A 19,235-nucleotide genomic window follows, 5' to 3' on the forward strand; every position below is an offset into this window, starting at 1 on the left:
GAGCCTGGCTGGCGCGCTCCGGCGACGGCCAGCCCGGGCTCGATGCCGGGCTCGGCATGGGCGTGGCGCCGGGCGAGGCCTTCGCCCTCAACGCCGCCACGGCGCCGCTGACCATCCGCAACGCGGACGGGGCCGGCACCCTGCGGCTGGAGCTGACCGGCCTGGACCTCGCCCTGGCCGCCGAGCGCCGCGCCGACGCCGGGCTGTCCGAGACGCTGCCCCCGGGCAGCGCCCTGCCGGTGACCCTGCCCGTCGGGGCGAAGCGGCTGCGGCTGGACCTGCCGGCCGGCGTCGCCGCCATCGCCGGCTGGCGCGGTGCAGACGACGCACAGACGGCCTGGGCTGGCGACGCGCCCGCCAGCTGGTCGCTGGACGGCGCCTGGACCGATCTGCTGCTGGTTAACACCAGTGGCAAGCCCGCGCCGGTCTCGCTGGCGCAGATCCCCGACCCGTCGCCCGTGCCTGCGCTGTCCACCGACACGGTGATGAAGCGCTTCTTCGGCGCCGAGGGCACGGTGCTGCTGGCGCTGCCGGACGGCACCGGCCCGGGCCACCGCCTGATCGTGGCCGGCGCCGCCGAGGCCACCGTGATCGGCCGCGATGGGCATGTCGCCAGCGGCCGCCGGATCCAGCTGACCGGCCCCGGCCTGGTGGTGCTGCGCCACGATGCCGGCCTGGTCGCCGCCTGGATGGAGGCGAACGAATACGGGCCGTGGCCGCAGCCGGAGCTGCAGGAGGCGCCGCTGCCCGGCATCCTGCCGCTGGCCGGCGAGGCCATGACCCTGCGGGTGAAGTCGCCGCAGCCCGCACTGCTGACCGCCCGCACCACGGCGCCGGTGATCCTGGCCGCCGACGGCGACGCGCCGGAGCTGTTCCCGGCCGGCGCCGAGTTCCACCGCTACCTGCAGGATGCGGCGCTGCTGCGCCTGTTCTCGCCGCAGGACGGGCCGCTGTCCGGCTCGATCGAGCTGGTGGCGACGCCGATCGTGCCGCTGGCCGAGGGCGTCGGCGATGCCGTCACCGTGGCATCCGGCGGCACCGCCCTGTTCGGCTTCACGGTCGAGAAGGACAGCGACATCGGCATCGGCATCCGGGCCGAGCCCGACAGGGCCCAGGTGCGGCTGCTCGACGCCGACGGCAAGAGCCTCGGCGAAGGGGTGGTGCAGATGCGCCACCTCGCTCCCGGCCGCTACCTGATCGAGGCGCAGGTGCCGCCCGACGTCCCGGTCACGCTGGTGCGGCCGGCGGTGGTCGGCATCAAGGCCCGGCCGAGCGGGCCGCCCGAGGATGTGATCCGCGGCTATCTGGACCTCGCCGGGCTGGCCCCGGCGACGAATGCGAGAGGCAAGTGATGACCCGCCTTCCCCTCATCCTCGCCCTGCTCGCCTCGGCCACGAGTTTTCTGGGCGCCGTCCCGGCCGCGGCACAGACGCCCGCGACCCCGCCGGCCGCGCTGGACCAGATCCAACGCGCCGACGGCGCCCAGGTGGTGCCGGAGCGGTTCCTGCGCCGCTGGGACCCGGTCACGGTGTTCTTCGACCGCGACACCGGCCCGCGCGGCGGCGGGCCGGAGGACGATCCGGCGAAATACGCGACGCTGTCGCCGGACCAGCCCGGCGCGTGGCAATGGCTGGGGCCCCGCGTGCTGCAGTTCCGCCCGGCCGCGCCGTGGGAGCCGCTGCGCCGCGTCACCGTCACCTCCGCCGGTCACGCCACCGAGCTGGTGCCGCTGCTGCCGACGCCGGTGGCCACCAGCCCGGCCGACCAGGCGGACGGCATCGCCGACCTTGACACCATCGGCCTGACCTTCGCCGACCCGGTCGACATCCAGGCCCTGGCCCGGCTGCTGACCATCGAGCTGCGACCCCTGCCCGGCTTTGACGGCCAGGGCAGCCAGCAGCTGACGGCGCAGGACTTCACCATCAAGGCGCTGGAGCGGGCCGACCGCACCGCCCAGCAGGGCTATGTCGTGACGCTGCGCCAGCCGATCCCGGACGGGCGGATGGCGATCCTGCGGCTGCGCCTGTCCGACGCCGCCGGGCTGGACGACCCGATCTTCGAGCTGCGGCTGCGCAGCGCCGCGCCGTTCACGGTCACCGACACGTCCTGCGGCCGCAGCTTCCAGCAGGACCAGCAGGACGGCGTGCTGCGCTGCAGCCAGCCGGCCGCCTATGAGGGCGAGGAGGCGCAGCCGACCGGCGAGCGCCGGCTGCGCCTGCGCTTCTCGAACGAGCCGGAGGCGCTGGATCTGGTCCACGCCCGCGACGTGTTCCGCCTCACCCCGGCGGTCGACGACCTGGCGCTGGAGCCCGATGGCCGCGACCTGACCCTGACCGGCCGGTTCCTGCCCGACACGGTCTACACCCTGCGGATCGACCCCGGCAGCCTGAAGGATGTTCGTGGACGGCCGCTGTCCGGCCCCGCCACCGATGCCCGCTTCGTGTTCCCGCCCGACCTGCCGGCCCTGGCCTGGGATGCCGGCCAGGGCATCAGCGAGCGGTTCGGCCCGCAGATGGTGCCGCTGCGCGGCCATGGCTACGACCGGGCCGACATCCGCATCCACCGCATCGACCCGCTGGGCCGCGACTTCTGGCCGTTCCCGGCGGAAGGCTTGACCACCCAGGACGACACCGAACCGCCGCTGGCCGGCAACGAGCCGTCGCCCTGGAAGGATGCGGCGGCGATCGACCGCGACGCGATGGCGGAGCGGATCGCCGCGCTGGGCTCGCCCGCCGTGTCCGAGCTGCTGCCGCTGCCGTCGCTGCGCGGCGGCATCTCGGCCAAGTTCGGCCTCGACCTCAAGCCGCTGCTGGCGAAGATCGCCGGCGCCGGCCAGCCCGGCACCTATCTGGTCGGGCTGCGGCCGGTCGACGGCGCCGACCGGAGCTGGCTGCGGCTGCAGGTGACCGACCTGACATTGTCGACGGTCGAGGAGCCGCAGCGCATCCGCTTCGCCGTCACCTCGCTGAGCACCGCCAAGCCGGTCGACGGCGCCGAGATCCGGCTGGAGGGCGTGCGCGACGAAGAATTCGTCACCCTCGCCCGCGGCGTCACCGGGGCCGATGGCGGCTTCGCCTGGACGCCGAAGGGCGCCTTGGCCGACGAGCCGGAGATCCGGCGCATCGTCGTGACCAAGGGCACCGACACGCTGGTGCTGGAGCCGGAGAACGGCCCGGCGCAATACGCCCAGGAGAACTGGACCAAGCCGGACGAGCCTTGGCTGGCCTGGGGCTTCGGCGATGTCGCGGCGCGGCGCGAGCGGCCGCAGATGCTGTGCCATGTCTTCACCGAGCGGCCGATCTATCGGCCGGAGGAGGCGGTGGAGATCCGCGGCTTCGTCCGCTCCTATCTCGGCGGCGGCCTGTCCTTCTCCAAAGGCAAGGGCGAGGTCGTGGTCAACGGCCCGGACGATCAAGAATGGCGCATGCCGGTGACGCTGGACGGCAATGGCGGCTTCTACCAGCGCTTCGAAGAGATCACGACGGCGACCGGCGATTACAGCGTCCGCTTCGTCGACCCCGATGGCGACGAATGCGGCCAGGTGCCGTTCAAGAAGGAGGCCTACAAGCTTCCGACCTTCGAGGTGCTGCTGAACGGCCCGGATTCGGCGCCGCTGGACAGCCAGCTCCAGGTCTCGCTGCTGGCCCGCTACTTCGCTGGCGGCCTGCTGGCCGACCGCCCGATCAAGTGGCGGGTGACGCAGTTCCCCTACAGCTGGACCCCGCCGGGACGCGAGGGGTTCCAGTTCTCCAGCGACTCCCGCTTCTCGGGCGAGCACGAGTTCCGCTCCACCCCCGTGCTGCAGCAGGACGGCAAGACCGATGCCGGCGGGTCGGCCCAGATCACGCTGGACCCGACGATCGAGCCGACCGCCCAGCCGCGCCGCTACGTGGTCGAGGCCACGGTCACCGGCGACGACGACATGCAGATCCGCAGCACCCAGCATGTGGTGGCGCTGCCGCCCTTCACCCTGGGGCTGAAGGTGCCGCGCTATCTGCCGAAGGCGGATGCGCTGGACCCGGAGATCCTGGCGGTCGACGCCGCCGGCAAGCCGCTGCCGGGCGTCGAGATGACGGTGAAGCTGATCCACCGCAACTGGAACTCGGTGCTGCAGGCCAGCGACTTCAGCCAGGGCTCGGCCAAATACGTCACCCAGGTGATCGACGAGACGCTGGAGGAGCGGAAGGTGACCTCCACCGCCGATGTGCAGGCGCTGCACTTCGCCTTGCCGGAGGCCGGGGTCTACATCGTCTCGGTCGAGGCCGCCGACAGGATCGGCCGCGGCCAGTCGGTGAAGGTCGACCTGTTCGCCGCCGGCGACACGCCGGTGACCTGGTCGCGCCCGCCGGGGCAGAACGTCACCGTCACCGCCGACAAGGATGCCTATGCCCCCGGCGAGACCGCGACGCTGGTGATCGAGAGCCCGTTCCAGACCGCCCGCGCCTTGGCCGTGGTGGAGGAGCCGGAAGGCCGGTTCCGCTACGACTGGGTCGACATCGCCAACGGCTTCGGCCGCTATGCCGTGCCGGTGCGCAAGGCCCAGATGCCGCGGCTGGCGGTGCATTTCCTGATCATGCGCGGGCGGCTGTCGGGCGAGACCCAGGCCGCCACGGCGCCGTTCGACCAGGGCAAGCCGGTGACGCTGGCGACCACCGCCTGGGTCAAGGTCACCCCGGTCGAGAACCAGGTGGCGGTGACGCTGGACGCGCCGGCCAGCGCCCGCCCGGCGCAGGAGATCGAGGTGACGCTGCACCTGGCCGACCTGAAGGGCAAGCCGCTGCCGGGCGAGGCCACCTTCTGGCTGGTCGACCAGGCGGTGCTGTCCCTGGCCCGGGAGCAGCCGCTGGACCCGCTGCCGAAGTTCATCGTCGCCCGCATGTCGCAGATGGCGGCGCGCGACACCCGCAACATGGCCTTCGGCGTGATCCCGCTGGAGGAGGTGCCGGGCGGCGACGAGGCGACCGACGAATGGGGTGTGGAGAACATCTCCGTCCGCCGCAACTTCAACCCGGTGCCGATCTACCTGCCGCATGTCCAGGTCGGGCCCGACGGCACCGCCAAGGTCAAGGTCAAGCTGCCGGACACGCTGACCGTCTACAAGATCCGCGCCGTGGTCACCAGCGGGCCGGACCGCTTCGGTGTCGGCACCGGCGAGGTCAAGGTGCGCCAGCCGATCGTGGCCCAGCCCGCTTTGCCCCGCTTCGTGCGGCCGGGCGACAGCTTCGACGCCGGGCTGGTCGGCCGCGTGGTCGAGGGCCCGGGCGGCTCCGGCCGCGCCGGCATCAGCGTCGACGGGCTGACCGTGCAGGGGTCGAAGGACCGCGCCTTCGCCTGGGACGGCAACCGGCCGGCGCGGATCAGCTTCCCGGTCTCGGTGCCCGATCCGGCGCCGGGCCAGGACACGGCGAAGCTGCGCCTGCTGCTGCAGCGCGACGCCGACAAGGCCGGCGACGCGGTCGAGATCGCGCTGCCGATCCGGCCGGACCGGCCGCCGCTGCGTGAGCGCCGGATCGTCGAGCTGGCGCCGGGCGCGACGCAGGAGCTGCTGGCCGCGCCGGGCGACGTCCGCCCCGGTTCCTATTCCGCGTCGGTGGCGCTGGCGGCCGACCCCGCCTTGGTGCGGCTGGTCGCCGGGCTGAACGCCCTGGCCGACTATCCGTTCGGCTGCACCGAGCAGGTGATGGCGCTGGCCAGCGCCGAACTCGCGCTGAAACCCTACGCCCCGGTCCTAGCCGCGGCCGGGCTGCAGGACCGCATCTCGGCCGATGTGCAGAAGACGATCCAGAGCATCATCCGCACCACCGACGAGGACGGGCTGGTCGGGTTCTGGCCGAAATCGCGCGGCTCGGTGATGCTGACCGCGGCGGCCTACAGCTTCGTGGTGCAGGCCGAGCAGGCGGGCGAGACCGTCGACCCGGCGCTGAAGGACCGGCTGGCCCAGGTGCTGAAGCAGGCCCTGCGCTCGGACTATCCGCGCTTCCTCACCGGCGAGGAGGTGCGCGAGCGGGTCGCCGCCCTGTCGGCCCTGGCCGCGGGCGGCGCCGCGGACCCGGCCTATCTGGCCGAGCTGAGCCGCCGGGCCTCGCTGCTGCCGCTGGAATCGTTGGCGCAGATCACCGCGGTGGTCGCCGCGGCGCCGGATGCCGACCCGGCCCGGGTCGCCGGCCTGCTGGACCAGGTCAAGGCCAATGTCCGGCTGCTGTCGCGCGACGGCCGGCCGGTCTATGCCGGGCTGCAGGACCGCCCGGCCGGCCCGATGGTGCTGCCGTCGGAGACCCGCACTCTGTCCGAGGTGCTGCTGGCGGTCGCCCGCGCCGCGCCGGACGACCCGCTGCTGGGCCAGCTGCGCACCGGGCTGATCGGCCTGGGCGACGGCTCCGGCTGGGGCAGCACCAACGCCGACGTGGCGGCGCTGCGGGCCCTCGCCGCGGCCTGGGTGGCGCCGAGCGGGTCGGTGCCCGTCGTGGCGTCGCTGCCCGGCGGCGACAAGACCGGGACGCTGGAGCCCGACGCGCCGGTGCTGCGCTGGCGCATCGACCAGGCCGGGCCGATCGGCGTGACCAACCGAGGCGGCCAGCCGGTGGTGGCCCTGGGCGACGCCCGCTGGCTGCCGAAGGCGCCGGGATCGGCGGCGGCGCCGGTACAGGACGGCTTCGTCCTGACCCGGCAGCTGTACCGCGTGCCGGCCGCCGGCCCGCTGGAGCGGCTGGACCCCGGCGGCGACGGCGCCATCCATGTCGCCGCCGGCGACGTGGTCGAGGAGGTGGCGGAGCTGATCAACCCCGAGGCCCGCACCCAGGTCGCCATCCGCCTGCCGATCGCGGCCGGGTTCGAGCCGCTGAACCCGAACCTGGCGACCGCGCCGGCGGAGGCCGCGCCTTCGGCCGCGCCGTCGGTGCCGCCGAGCTATGCCAGCTATGGCGACGACGAGGTGCGGGTGTTCTACGACCGGCTGGACAAGGGCACGCTGACCCTGCGCTTCCGCCTGCGGGCGCAGGTGGCGGGCAGCTTCATCCAGCCGCCCGGCGAGGCCGAGATGATGTACCGGGCCGGAATCTACGGCGCCAGCGCCGGCCAGCGCGTCGTCGTCAGCCCGTAGGGCGGGCGAGGATGGCCCTGCCCCTCGACACCCCCTTCCCGCCCCGCCGCCGGTGGCGGCGCCGGCTCGGCTGGTGCGCGATCGCCCTCGGCTTCGCCGTGTTCGGCCTGTTTGCCGTGCAGGTGGCGCAGCGGGCGCATCTGGAGGCGCCGGCGCCGACCCCGATCCTCTATGACCGGCAGGGCGAGTTCCTGGCCCAGATCGGCCATGAGGAGCGCGCGGCAGACGGCAGGCGCTTCGTCGACTACGGCTACTGGACGGTCGATCCGCTGCCCGATCGCGTCGTCCGCGCCACGCTGGCGCTGGAGGACCGGCGCTTCTGGGACCATCCGGGCGTCGACCCGCGCGCCGTCGCCCGGGCGCTGTGGCAGAACCTCGAGGGCGGCCGGGTGCGGTCCGGCGCCTCCACCATCGCCATGCAGATCGCCCGGATGCAGCGGCCGGCGGCGCGCAACCTCTGGTCCAAGGCGGTGGAGGCCGGCACCGCGCTGGTGCTGACCCAGCGCTACGACCGCCAGGCGCTGCTGGCGCATTACCTGCGGCTGGTGCCCTACGGCAATGGCAGCCACGGCATCGCCCATGCCGCGCGCTGGTATTTCGACAAGCCGGTGGCGGATCTGAGCTGGGCCGAGATCGCCCTGCTCTCCGCCGTCCCGCAGGCGCCCAGCCTGATGAACCCGCGCCGGCCGGACGGGCTGGCCCGGGCCAAGCAGCGCGGCCAGCGGGCGCTGGACGAGCTGGCCGACCAGGGCGTGATCGGGCCGCAGGAGCTGGCGCTGGCCACCACCCAGCTGGCCGAGCTGCGCCTGCCGCCGGTGCCGCGCCGGCCCGACGCCGTGCCCGCCATCCTGCGGCTGCGCCAGATGATCGCGCGGAACGGCGCCGAGGCCCTGCCCGCCAACGACCCGCGACTGCGCACCACGCTGGATCTGGGGATCCAGGAGACGGTGACGGCGGCGGCGCGGCGCCAGCTGCGGGCGCTGGGCCCGATGGGGGCGCAGCAGGTCGCCGTGGTGGTCGCCCGGCGCGACAGCCGCGAGGTACTGGCCGATGTCGGCAGCGCCCGCTACGGCGGCGCCAATGGCGGGTCGATCGACTTCAGCCGCGCCGTGCGGTCACCCGGCAGCACGCTGAAGCCCTTCATCTACGCCCTGGCGATGCAGCGCGCCCTGCTGAGCCCGACCGACGTGATGGCCGACATGCCCGAGGGCGCGTCCGGCATCTCCAACGCCGACCGCACCTTCCTCGGCCCGGTGCTGCCGCGCCAGGCGCTGGCCAATTCGCGCAACATCCCAGCGACCAATCTGCTGCGCCGGGTCGGGCTGGACAGCGGCTTCCGCTTCTTCCGCGAGCTGGGGCTGCACGATCTGGACGTGCCGGCGGAGAATTTCGGCCTGTCGATGGCGATCGGGTCGCTGCCGACCAGCCTGGATCGGCTGGTGCAGGCCTATGGCGCGCTGGCCGATGACGGGACCTTGCGCGACTTGGTGTGGTACCGCGGCCAGGCGCTGGCGCCGCCGCGCCGGGTGCTGTCGCCCGACATCGCCCGGCTGGTGACGCTGTTCCTGTCCGACCCGATGGCGCGGCTGCCCAGCTTCCCGCGCTACGGCACCACCGAGTTCCCGTTCCCGGTGGCGCTGAAGACCGGCACCAGCCAGGGCTATCGCGACGCCTGGGTGGTGGCGTGGTCGCAGGACTACATGGTCGGGGTCTGGTTCGGCCGGCCGGATGCCGGGACCATGCGCCAGGTCGCCGGCGCCGGGTCGGCCGCGAAGCTGGCGCATGATGTGCTGATGGCGCTGCACGGCGCCCGGCCCGGCGACCTGCTGGACGCCAGCTTCCCGGTGCCGCGGGCCTATAAGCCGGTCGAGCTGTGCGTGCCGGCCGGCGGCCCCGCCCCCGACTTCTGCCGCCAGCGCGTGGTCGAGTGGGTCAAGGCTGACGCCGCCGCGCCGGCCGCGATCCCCGCCGTCGCCCGGGCGCCTGGGCCGGGGCAAGATGGGCCGGCGATCGGCACCGCCGAGCCGCCGCGCCTGTCGATCACGATGCCGGAGCAGAACGCCCGGATCTGGCGCAACCCGGAGATGCCGCCGGCGCTCGACCGGCTGGCGCTGAAGGCCGCGGCGGCGCCCGGCGTCACCCAGGTGGTCTGGTATGTCGACGGGCTGCCGTTCCGCACCGCGCGCCCGGACGAGACGGTGTACTGGAAGCTGACGCCCGGCGCGCATCGCTTCCAGCTGCGCCTGCCGCTGCAGGACGGCGAGTCGCGGCCGGTGCGGATCGTCGTGGAATAGGCGGCGCGGCGGGTCGCTTCACGTTTCCGTCATGCCAGCCGGTCGATGCCGAATTCGAAGCGGCAGTGCTCATGACCCTGGGCGGCGCATTGCGTCTCCGCGCAGCCCACCGCGGCCCCTGCCCCGGCATCGCCCAGCAGGTGCCGCAGCGCGCCGGTCATGAAGCCTTCGAACATATAGCAGACCGGCCGCCCCGCCCCCGGGCCGACTTCCAGGGCGAAGACCGAGGCGGACAGGGCGATGCGGCCCTGCCCGCTGGCGGCGTCGAGATGCTCGACCTCGAACCGCCCCCAGCCGCGCTGCGACAGCCGCTGGAAATAGCGCCGCACCGTCTGCTCCGGGTCCAGCCCCAGGCTGCGGGCCTGGACCGCGCACCAGTGCACGGCCGAGACCTCGGTCGCCTGGCGCAGGATCGCGCGGTACGGCTCGATGCCCATCGCCGCCTCCACCGCCCGGTGGTTGTTCACCAGAAAGTGGCGCGGCAGGTAGACCATCGGCAGGTCGTCGGTGCGCCAGATCCCGGTCTCGGGATCGACGTCGATCGGCACTTCGGGCGCCGCCATGGTCAGGCGGCGACCGCGCCCTGGGACCGGCTGAGCACGGCCGAGGAATCCTTGTACAGCGCCCCGTCCTTCATGATCACCAGCAGGTTCTTCTCGTGCACCATCATGTCGAGATCCTGCAGCGGGTCGCCGTCGACCAGCAGCAGGTCGGCGATGTAGCCGTCCTTGACCTCGCCGAGCTCGCCCTTCAGCCCCATCACCTCGCCGCCGATCCGGGTGCCGCAGACCAGCGCCTCGCTGGGGCTGTAGCCGAGCAGGTCGACGAAATGCTTGAGGTCGCGGCCGTTCTGGCCCTGCGGCGTCTGGGCGAAGCCGTAGTCGCCGCCGATCAGCACCCGCACGCCGCGCTTGCGCAGCTCCTGGTAGACGGCGCGGCTGGTGTCCAGCACCCGCTGCATGCCGATGTTCAGCGCGAATTCGCGGGTGAAGCCGAACGGCTCGCCCTCATGCAGCGTGGCGTAGATGATGCCGATCGCCGGGCCGACGAAGATCCGGTCCTTCGCCGCTTCCAGCATGTCGATCGCTTCCTCGTCGGCGGATTCGCAGTGATAGATCACGTCGACGCCGCAGCGCACCGCGCGCTTGACCGATTCCGCCGCGCGGGCGTGGCAGTTGATCTTCTTGCCGAAGTCGCGCGCCACCTGGACCGCCATGCGGACCTCGTCCTCGCGCATCACCGTGGCGCCGCCGCCGGCCTTCGGCCCGAGGTCGTCGCCCGAGATGTTGATCTTGATGTTGTCGACGCCCTCGCGGCAGCACAGCCGCACGGCGCGGGCGATCTCCTCCGGCCCGTCGGCAATCATGCCGAAGCTCTCATAGTACATGTGCTGCTTGCGCTCGTCGCCGAGGCCGCCGGTGACCGTGATCTCCGGGCTGCCGGCGCGAATGCGGGGGCCGGGCAGGCGGCCGGCCTCGATCTCGTTACGGATGACGACGTCCAGCCGCAGCTTTGAGGTGGCGGCGCTGTAGGCGCTGGTGAAGCCGTGGTCCAGCAGCGTCTTGGCGTTGCGCATGGTCAGGAGGACGTGCTCCTCGGGCGGGATGTTGCCGAGGTCGCTGTCGTTGATGGCACCGCCGAAGGAGATGTGGGCGTGGCCCTCGACCAGCCCCGGCATCAGCGTCCGCCCCTGGCAGTCGATCGACTGGGCGCCGTCGGCCACCAGCTGGCCGGGGGTGCGGGCGACGCTGCGGATGCGGCTGCCCTCGACCAGGACGTCGCCCGGAAACGCGTCGGCCCCGCTGCCGTCCCAGACCATGGCGTTGCGGAAGATGACCCTGTTCATCGCGGCTCCCCTGTCTTCTGTATTGATGCGCGGCCGGCGGGTCCGGCTTTCCTGGGACGATGCCTTCCATCCATATATCAGTCAACGGATAATATATTTTATTGACCCGTGCCGGATCGGCTTCGATAATCCAGGATGACGACGTCCAATCCGGAGGCGCCGCTCGAGGCGCCCCAAGCACAAGGCATCATGGCCCGAGACCCCACGCTCAATCGGACCCAAGGCGCCTATGAGGCCCTGCGTGCGGACCTGCTGTCCTGCCGCATCCTTCCCGGCAGCCGGCTGAAGATCCAGGAGCTGTGCGGGCGCCTCGCCGTCAGCCTGGGTGCGATCCGCGAGGCGCTGTCGCGCCTGACCTCGGAGGGGCTGGTGGTGGCCGAGCCGCAGCGCGGCTTCCGCGCCGCGCCGATCTCCGCCGCCGACCTGCAGGACCTGACCAATGCGCGGATCGAGCTGGAGACGCTGTGCCTGCGCCGCGCCATCCGCCTCGGCGACGTGCATTGGGAATCGAAGCTGGTGGCCGCCACCCACCGGCTGTCGCGCACGCCGGAGCGCGACCCCGGCGACCCGGAGCGGATCAATGACGACTGGGCGGAGGCGCATGCCGCCTTCCACCGCGCTTTGGTCGAGGGCTGCGACAGCGCCTGGCTGATGCGGCTGCGCGGCCAGCTCTACGACCAGAGCGAGCGCTACCGCCGGATCTCGGTGCCGCTGACCCGCAGCACCCGCAACATCGAGCAGGAGCACCAGCAGATCGTCACGGCGACGCTGGACCGCGACGCCGAGGCCGCCGCGTCGCTGCTGGCCGCCCATCTGCAGGCCACCGCCACCATCCTGCTCTCCGCCGCCGCCAGCGACGAGATGCGGATGGTCGAGGAGGTGGAGGGGTAGCAGGCTTCGAGGCCTGCCCTTTATTCTCTCCCCCTCCCCTTGCGGGAGGGGGTATGGGGGAGGGGTCCGCGCGCGACTGGCGACACCTCTGCAGCGTAAAAACCGCCGCATCGGCAATCCAACGCCGCTCCAAACCGAGAGAACCCCTCCCCCTACCCCCTCCCGCAAGGGGAGGGGGAGAGTGGTTTGCTGATTGAGCGCCCTTGGTTGGAAGGCCTCACACCCCCATCCATTGCCGGCCGATCTCAACATAGAGCCCGACCGCGGCCTCGATCTTCGAGACCAGGCAGTATTCGTCGGTCTTGTGCGCCATGGTCGGCTCGCCGGGGCCGAGGATCACCACCGGGATGCCGCCCATCGCCGGCGCCAGCACCGAGGCGTCGGTGAAGAAGGCGGCGCCCTTCGGGTCGATGCGCCGGCCGGCCGCGCGCTCGCACAGGTCGAACACGCCGCTGACCCATTCGTCCTGCGGGCTGGTGGCGACGGCACCGACATCGACGATGCGCGACAGCTCCGCCCCCTCGCCCAGCACCGCCGCGACCTCGCGGCGGATGGCGTCGTTCGACTGGCCCGGGACGGTGCGGATGTCGATCTGCACCTCGGCCCGGTCGGGCACCGAATTGACGTTCAGCCCGCCCTGGAAGGTGCCGACATTGATCGACGGCCCGCCGAGATGGACGTGGGGCTGGGCGTCGAAGCTGTGCTCGGCCAGGCGCAGCACGCCGCGCGCGGCCTTGTAGACGGCGTTGTCGCCCTGCTCCGGCATCGAGCCATGGGCGGTGACGCCGTGGAAGGCGGCCCGCAGCCACAGCGCGCCACGATGGCCGATCATCGGCAGGTTGGCGGTCGGCTCGCCCACCAGCAGCGCACCGGCCTGCGGCAGGGCGCCGGCGATTCCGGCCAGATGGCGGGCGCCGTCGCAGCCGGTCTCCTCCCCCGCCGTCAGCACCAAAGCGAGGCCGGCGCGGCGGCCGGGCAGCCGGGCGAGGTCGACTGCCGCCGCCACCATGGCGGCGACGCCGGCCTTCATGTCGCTGGAGCCGCGGCCGTACAGCCGGTCGCCGTCGATCTCGGCGGCGAGGGGATCGCGGGTCCAGGGCGCGGCGCCCAGCGGCACGGTGTCGAGATGGCCGGTGAAGCACAGCGGCGCGCCCTCGCCGTCCAGCGTGGCGACGACATTGATCCGGCCCTCGCCCATCGGGTGGACCGCGACCGCGAAGCCCGCCGCCTCCAGCACCCGGCCCGCCAGCTCGACGCAAGGCTGCTCGCCGCCCGGCGGGTTGATCGACCGCAGCCGGACCAGGTCGCGCGTCAGCGCGACGGCGGAAGACACAGTCATTGTTCAGGCCTCGTCAGCGGGCAGGGCTCCCCCAATCTGTCATTGCCGGGCTTGACCCGGCAATCCAGGGGCTTCCAGAACGGTTCTTGGTGGCCCCTGGATCCTCGGGTCAAGCCCGAGGATGACAGTGGAAGAGAACAGGCGCGACCAGCTTACTGCCGGAGCCGGGTCCAGATCCGATCATAGGCCCGGGTCGCCTTCTCCGGGCAGGCGGGGGCGAAGGTGATTTTGAGGTTCTTGGGCGGGTTGAACTCGGGGGAGGAGCCCAGCTCCGCCGACAGCAGCTTGTTGGAGCCGGTCACCGCGGTCTGGTAGCCGGAGAAGGCCGATTGCAGGGCGATGTTCTGCGGGTCCATCAGGAAGTTCAGGAACGCCTTGGCGTTCTCCAGGTTCGGCGCGCCCTTCGGCACGGCGACATTGTCCATCCAGCCGACCACGCCCTCCTTCGGATAGACATAGGTCACGGTCGATTTCTGCTGGCGAGTCGCCTCGGCCTTGCCGGACCATTGCTGGTGCATCGCGGTCTCACCCGACACCTGGCGCTCGACCGTGCCGTCGGAGTTGTAGACCTTGACGAAGGGCTTCTGCGCCTCGAGCAGCGCGTCCACCGCCTTCAAATCGGCCGGGTCGGTGTTGCATTGCGCCTTGCCGAGATAGACCAGCGCCAGCGACATCACCTCGCTGGGCGACCCGAACATACCGATCTTGCCCTGCAGCTCCGGCGGCGGCTCGAACAGCAGCTTGAGGCTGTCATGCGGGCCTTTGTAGACTGCGGTGTCGACCGAATAGGAGGTGGTGCCCCAGACCCAGGGCACGCTGTACTTGGCGTCCGGGTCCCAGGACCGTTTCTGCCATTCCGGATCGAGGTTCTTGAAGTTCGCCATGGCGGCGACATCCACCGCCTCGAACAGCCCCTGCTGCACGAAGATCGGCACGAAGTCGTTGCTGACCACGATCAGATCGTAGCCCGAGGCGCCGGAGGTCAGCTTGGCCAGCGCCGTCTCGTTCGAGTCATAGGTGTCGATCGAGACCTTGATGCCGGTCTCCTTCTCGAACTTCGCGATCAGCTCCGGCGCGGTGTAGTCGGTCCAGTTGTAGAGGTGCAGCTCACCCGCCGCCTGCGCCGCGGCCGGCAGGACCAGCGCCAGAGCGGTGCCGGCCAGCATCGATGCCCAGTTCTTCATCTTTGTTCTCCCTGTTTGATTGAAGTCCCTTGTCACCCCGCGCGCCCCTACCCCGCACGTCGATGCCGGCGGCCGAGCAGCAGCGCGGCGCCGACGAAGACCAGCGAAACGGCGAGCAGGATGGTGGAGATGGCATTGACCTCGGGCGTCACGCCGAGGCGCATCATGCCGTAGACATAGACCGGCAGCGTGGTGGAGCCGGCGCTGGAGACCATCATGCTGATCAGGAAATCGTCGAGCGAGACGACGAAGGCCATGATCGCGCCGGAGGCGATGGCCGGGGCTAGCAGCGGCAGGGTGATGCGGCGGAACAGCTGCCATTCGCTGGCGTAGAGGTCGCGCGCCGCCTCCTCCAGCGCATGCCCCATCTCGCGCAGCCGGGCCTGCACCGGCAGGATGGCGAAGGGGATGCAGAATACGGTGTGGGCGATCATCAGGTTGACCAGCCCGTTGCGCATGCCGATGGCGGAGAAGAACACCAGCGTGGCGATGGCGACGATGATCTCCGGCACCACCAGCGGCAGGGCGATCATCAGGGTGACGGCGCCGCGGCCGGCGAAGCGGCGGCCCCGCTCCAGCGCCAGGGCGCCGGTGACGGCGATGACGGTGGCGGCGATGGTGGCGACCACGGCGATCACCAGGCTGTTCAGCGCCGCGTTGCGGATGTCGTCATTCTCCGCCACCCGGGCGAACCAGCGCAGGCTGAAGCCCTGCCAGACCGTGACCATGCTGCTGCTGTTGAAGGCGTAGACCACCAGCACCAGCAGCGGCGCGTAGAGAAAGGCCACCATCAGGGCGACGTAAGCGCCCAGCCCCGGCGTCCGGCGCCAGTCGAAGGGCCGCACCTTGGTGCGCCGGGCGGGCAGCGGGGCGGCGACGGAGGACACGGTCATGGCCGCAGCTCCCGCATCCGGGTCCGGCGGGTCTGCAGCAGCAGCACCACAAGAATCACGACGGTGATGGCGGTCGACAGCGCGGCGCCGAACGGCCAGTTGCGCGACGAGGTGAACTGCATCTGGATCAGGCTGCCGATCAGCAGCGTCTTGCCGCCGCCCAGCAGGTCGGGCGCCAGGAAGGAGCCGAGGGCCGGGGCGAAGACCAGGGTCGACCCGACCATGGCGCCCGGCCGGGCCAGCGGCCAGACGATGCGGCGGAACACCGCCATGCGGTCGGCATAGAGGTCGTAGGCAGCCTCGACCAGCCGCGGGTCCAGCCGCTCCAGCGTCGAATAGATCGGCAACACCATGAAGGGCAGGAAGGTGTAGACGAGGCCCAGCAGGATGGCGCCGTCATTGTACAGCAGCGGCAGCGGCTGGCCGATCACGCCCAGGCCGCGCAGCGCCTGGTTGGCCACGCCCTCGTCGCGCAGGATCAGGATCCAGCAATAGGTGCGGATCAGCGTGTTGATCCAGAACGGCAGGGTGACCACGAACAGCAGCACCCGCCGCCGCGCCTCACCCTGGCAAACCACGTACCAGGCGATCGGCAGGGCCAGCGCCAGACAGATCGCCGTGGTGGCGATGGCGAGCCACAGCGACCGCAGGATGATGACGATGTAGTCGGTCGAGAACACCAGGCTGTCGTCGAAGTCGCGCTGGTACAGGAACTGGATGTAGCCATCGAGACTGAATGGCGGCGTGACCCCGCCATAGGCCCCAGCCGTCATGAAGGAATAGGCCACGGCGATCGCCATCGGGATCAGCATGAAGATGCCGATGACCAGGGCGGCCGGGGCGATCAGCAGCAGGGTGCGCGACAGCTTCATGCCCGTCCCCGTCAATGCACCAAAGCGCGTTCGGCCTCGGGCGGCCAGTCGAGATCGACCGCGTCGCCCGTCGCAAAATCGCCCCGGAGGTCGCGGACTCGGGCGCGGATGCCGACCGCCCCGGGCAGCTCGATCTCGTAGAGGGTGTCGAGGCCGAGGAAGGTCATGGCGGCGACGTTGCCCCGCACGCGGCCGGCGGCATGGCCGTTGGCCCGGCCCAGCGTCACCCGCTCCGGCCGCACGGCGATGGTCAGGCCGGAGTCGCGGCCCAGCACATCGCCGGGGATCAGGTTGGCCTCGCCGATGAAACCGGCGACGAAGCGGCAGTTCGGCTCGTGGTAGATCTCGGTCGGCCGGCCGACCTGCAACAGGTGGCCGTCATGCATCACCGCGATCCGGTCGGACATCGCCAGCGCCTCCTCCTGGTCGTGGGTCACCAGGACAAAGGTGATGCCGGTCTCGCGCTGCAGCCGCTTCAGCTCGCCCTGCATCTCGCGGCGCAGCTTCAGGTCCAGCGCCGACAGTGGCTCGTCCAGCAGCAGCACGCGCGGTTGCGGTGCCAAAGCGCGGGCGAGCGCCACGCGCTGCTGCTGGCCGCCGGACAGCTGCGACGGCCGGCGCCCGGCATAGCCGCCAGCCGCACCATCTCCAGCGCCGCCGCGACCCGCGACGCGATCTCCGCCTCCGGCCGGCCCAGCATGCGCAAGCCGAAGGCGACGTTGTCGCCGATGGTCATGTGCGGGAACAGGGCATAGCTCTGAAACACCGTGTTCACCGGCCGCTGCTGCGGCGGCAGGGCGGCGACGTCGGCGCCGTCGATCCGGATCGTGCCGGTGCTGGGCGCCTCGAAGCCGCCGATCAGCCGCAGCAGGGTGGTCTTGCCGCAGCCGGACGGGCCCAGCAGGGTGAAGAACTCGGTGCCGCCGATCGACAGGTCCAAGGATTTCAGCGCGTGGACGGTGCCGATATCCTTGCCGGCGAAGCTCTTGGAGATGTCGTGCAGGTCGATCATCGCCGTCAGCCTGCTTCCAGGACTTCGGCCCGGATCGGATTCCGCAGCAGGCCGACGCGCTCCAGCTCGACCTCGCAGACATCGCCCGGCTTCATGAACAGCTGCGGCTTGCGTGCCATGCCGACCCCGGCGGGCGTGCCGCTGACGATGATGTCGCCCGGCTGCAGCGTCATCGCCTGGGTGACGAAGGCGATGATCGCCGGCACGTCGAAGATCATGTCGTCGGTCGATGCGCTCTGCACCACCCGGCCGTTCAGCCGGGTCTCGATACGCAGCCCCTTGCCGCCGGGCGGCAGCTCGTCCGCGGTGACGAAGGCCGGGCCGAAGGCGCCGGTGGCGTCGAAATTCTTGCCCAGGGTCCATTGCGGGCCCTTGGACTGCCAGTCGCGCACCGAGCCTTCGTTGAACACCGAATAGCCGATGACGTGGTCCAGCGCCCGTTCGGCCGGGATGTGGCGGCCGGCCTTGCCGATCACCGCCACCATCTCACCCTCGTAATCCAGCTGCTCCGACACCGTCGGCCGCAGGATCGGCGCGCCGTGCCCGACCAGGGTCGAGGCGACGCGCAGGAAGATGGTCGGCACCGGCGGCGGCTGGAAGCCGCTTTCGAGCGAATGGTCGACGTAGTTCAGCCCGACGCAGATGATCTTGCCGGGCGCTGGCAGCGGCGGCAGCACCGTCACCGCATCGAGGTCGACCGGCCGGCCCTGGCGCAACAGCCGGTCGGCCGCGGCGTGCAGCGCTCCCTGCCCCGCCGCAACCAGCGCGGCCAGGGTGCCGGGGAGGCCGGGATCGTCCGCGCGCAGCCCGCGATATCCGCCGTCCGACGCCGCGACCGCCAGCCCGCCCACGCCCTGCTCGTCAAAAGCCACAAACCGCATTCCAAGCCCCCCGTACGCCCGGCCGGCCTTCAGCGGCCGGCTCATGGGCAAACGGTAGGAGCGGAAAGTATAGTTGTCAAAATAATATATTTTTCTGCTGAAAATGAGATCGTGGGGCTGGACACCTTTTCACAACACCATCCCTCGCCGTCATTGCGAGGAGGCGAAGCCGACGAAGCAATCCAGGGGCCGGTACGTGCGGTCCCTGGATTGCTTCGCTGCGCTCGCAATGACGGTGTTGGGAATTCTGAAAAGGCCCCGCAGGCGGAAGAGGCCACGCGCTCTAACGTCGACGCGGCGAAGCGCCCGGCCGGGTCAGCCCAGCCGTCGGCGGGCCAGCAGGACGGCGCCTTCGACCGGCGGGGCCTGCAGCACGTGCAAAGCGAGGCCCGGCAGGCGGCCGGCGAGGCCGGCGCGGACAGCGTCGAGCAAGCGCKGCTGGTTGACGATGACGCTGCCGGCCACCACCACCGCCGACCCGGCGGCGCCGCGGCCGCGCAGCTGCGCCACTAGGTCGACCAGGTGCCGGGCGCCGTCGGCGATCACCGCCCCAGCCAGGGCCGAGCCGGCATCGGCGGCGGCAAAGACGGCGCTGGCATGCGGCGCCCAGTTCTCCACCGTCGGGTCGTCATTGACGCGGCGGGCCAGGCGCTCGGCATCGGCGACGCCGAAGGCGGCGAGCAGGCCGCCCAGCAGCCCGTCATCGGGCCGGCCCTGGTCATGGCCGCGCAGCGCCGCCCGCGCGGCCTCGCGCACCAGCCCGGCGGCGCTGCCCTCGTCGCCGATGATCGAGCCCCAGCCGCCGGCGGTCAGGAACGCGCCGGCGGCATCGGCGCCGACGCCGATCGCGCCGGTGCCGGCGATGATGCCGATGCCCTCGGCCAGCCCGGCCGCGGGCACGATCAGCGCGGCGTCGTTGACCAC

General features: G+C 71.7%; 14 protein-coding genes. 4 read left to right on the forward strand and 10 right to left on the reverse strand.

The annotated features are described in order from the left end of the window. The 3 genes from AB4Z01_RS32815 to AB4Z01_RS32825 all read left to right on the forward strand — a co-directional run. Positions 1–1,352 (forward strand): hypothetical protein (locus AB4Z01_RS32815; protein ID WP_441700573.1); only part of this gene is annotated, 1,352 nt, incomplete at its 5' end. Beyond that, positions 1,352–7,099 (forward strand): alpha-2-macroglobulin family protein, encoded by a 5,748-nt coding sequence (locus tag AB4Z01_RS32820; RefSeq protein ID WP_441700574.1) that lies wholly within the window; start codon positions 1,352–1,354, stop codon positions 7,097–7,099. The genes AB4Z01_RS32815 and AB4Z01_RS32820, both read left to right, overlap by 1 nt. Positions 7,100–7,110: 11 nt before the next feature. After that, entirely contained in the window at positions 7,111–9,393 is a 2,283-nt protein-coding gene (locus tag AB4Z01_RS32825) for a transglycosylase domain-containing protein (RefSeq protein WP_441700576.1), read from the forward strand. 29 nt (positions 9,394–9,422) lie between these two features. Here AB4Z01_RS32825 and AB4Z01_RS32830 read toward each other — a convergent pair whose 3' ends face one another. Next, on the reverse strand, positions 9,423–9,956 hold the full coding sequence (locus tag AB4Z01_RS32830; RefSeq protein ID WP_441700578.1) for a DUF5943 domain-containing protein: 534 nt from the start codon (positions 9,954–9,956) through the stop codon (positions 9,423–9,425). 2 nt (positions 9,957–9,958) lie between these two features. Continuing rightward, the gene (locus AB4Z01_RS32835; protein WP_441700580.1) at positions 9,959–11,239 is read right to left on the reverse strand and encodes an amidohydrolase family protein; all 1,281 of its coding nucleotides are present in this window, start codon (positions 11,237–11,239) and stop codon (positions 9,959–9,961) included. Positions 11,240–11,374: 135 nt separating this feature from the next. Between AB4Z01_RS32835 and AB4Z01_RS32840 the strand changes: the two genes are divergently transcribed. Further along, positions 11,375–12,130: a GntR family transcriptional regulator gene (locus tag AB4Z01_RS32840; protein WP_441700582.1), complete on the forward strand. Its 756-nt coding sequence runs from the start codon at positions 11,375–11,377 to the stop codon at positions 12,128–12,130. Between the two features lie 217 nt (positions 12,131–12,347). Here the strand turns inward: AB4Z01_RS32840 and AB4Z01_RS32845 are convergent, their stop codons facing one another. From AB4Z01_RS32845 to AB4Z01_RS32880, 8 genes are all read right to left on the reverse strand, one after another. Then, a complete protein-coding gene (locus AB4Z01_RS32845) occupies positions 12,348–13,469 on the reverse strand; it encodes a M20 family metallopeptidase (RefSeq protein ID WP_441700584.1) in 1,122 nt (373 codons plus the stop codon). 152 nt (positions 13,470–13,621) lie between these two features. After that, positions 13,622–14,653, reverse strand: a complete 1,032-nt coding sequence (locus AB4Z01_RS32850) for an extracellular solute-binding protein (RefSeq protein WP_441700585.1) — start codon at positions 14,651–14,653, stop codon at positions 13,622–13,624. Between the two features lie 47 nt (positions 14,654–14,700). Then, entirely contained in the window at positions 14,701–15,546 is an 846-nt protein-coding gene (locus AB4Z01_RS32855) for an ABC transporter permease (protein ID WP_441700587.1), read from the reverse strand. After that, positions 15,543–16,418, reverse strand: a complete 876-nt coding sequence (locus AB4Z01_RS32860) for an ABC transporter permease (RefSeq protein ID WP_441700589.1) — start codon at positions 16,416–16,418, stop codon at positions 15,543–15,545. The genes AB4Z01_RS32855 and AB4Z01_RS32860 overlap by 4 nt, the downstream gene beginning before the upstream one ends. Positions 16,419–16,429: 11 nt before the next feature. Further along, a complete protein-coding gene (locus AB4Z01_RS32865; protein WP_441700591.1) occupies positions 16,430–16,999 on the reverse strand; it encodes an ABC transporter ATP-binding protein in 570 nt (189 codons plus the stop codon). Beyond that, on the reverse strand, positions 16,924–17,430 hold the full coding sequence (locus AB4Z01_RS32870) for an ABC transporter ATP-binding protein (RefSeq protein WP_441700592.1): 507 nt from the start codon (positions 17,428–17,430) through the stop codon (positions 16,924–16,926). The genes AB4Z01_RS32865 and AB4Z01_RS32870 overlap by 76 nt, the downstream gene beginning before the upstream one ends. Positions 17,431–17,435: 5 nt before the next feature. Then, the gene (locus tag AB4Z01_RS32875; RefSeq protein WP_441700594.1) at positions 17,436–18,311 is read right to left on the reverse strand and encodes a fumarylacetoacetate hydrolase family protein; all 876 of its coding nucleotides are present in this window, start codon (positions 18,309–18,311) and stop codon (positions 17,436–17,438) included. Between the two features lie 315 nt (positions 18,312–18,626). Beyond that, on the reverse strand, positions 18,627–19,235 hold a 609-nt coding region (locus tag AB4Z01_RS32880; RefSeq protein ID WP_441700596.1), incomplete at its 5' end, for a BadF/BadG/BcrA/BcrD ATPase family protein.

Origin of the sequence: Inquilinus sp. YAF38 (assembly GCF_052113205.1) — a bacterium.
GTDB lineage: Bacteria > Pseudomonadota > Alphaproteobacteria > DSM-16000 > Inquilinaceae > Inquilinus.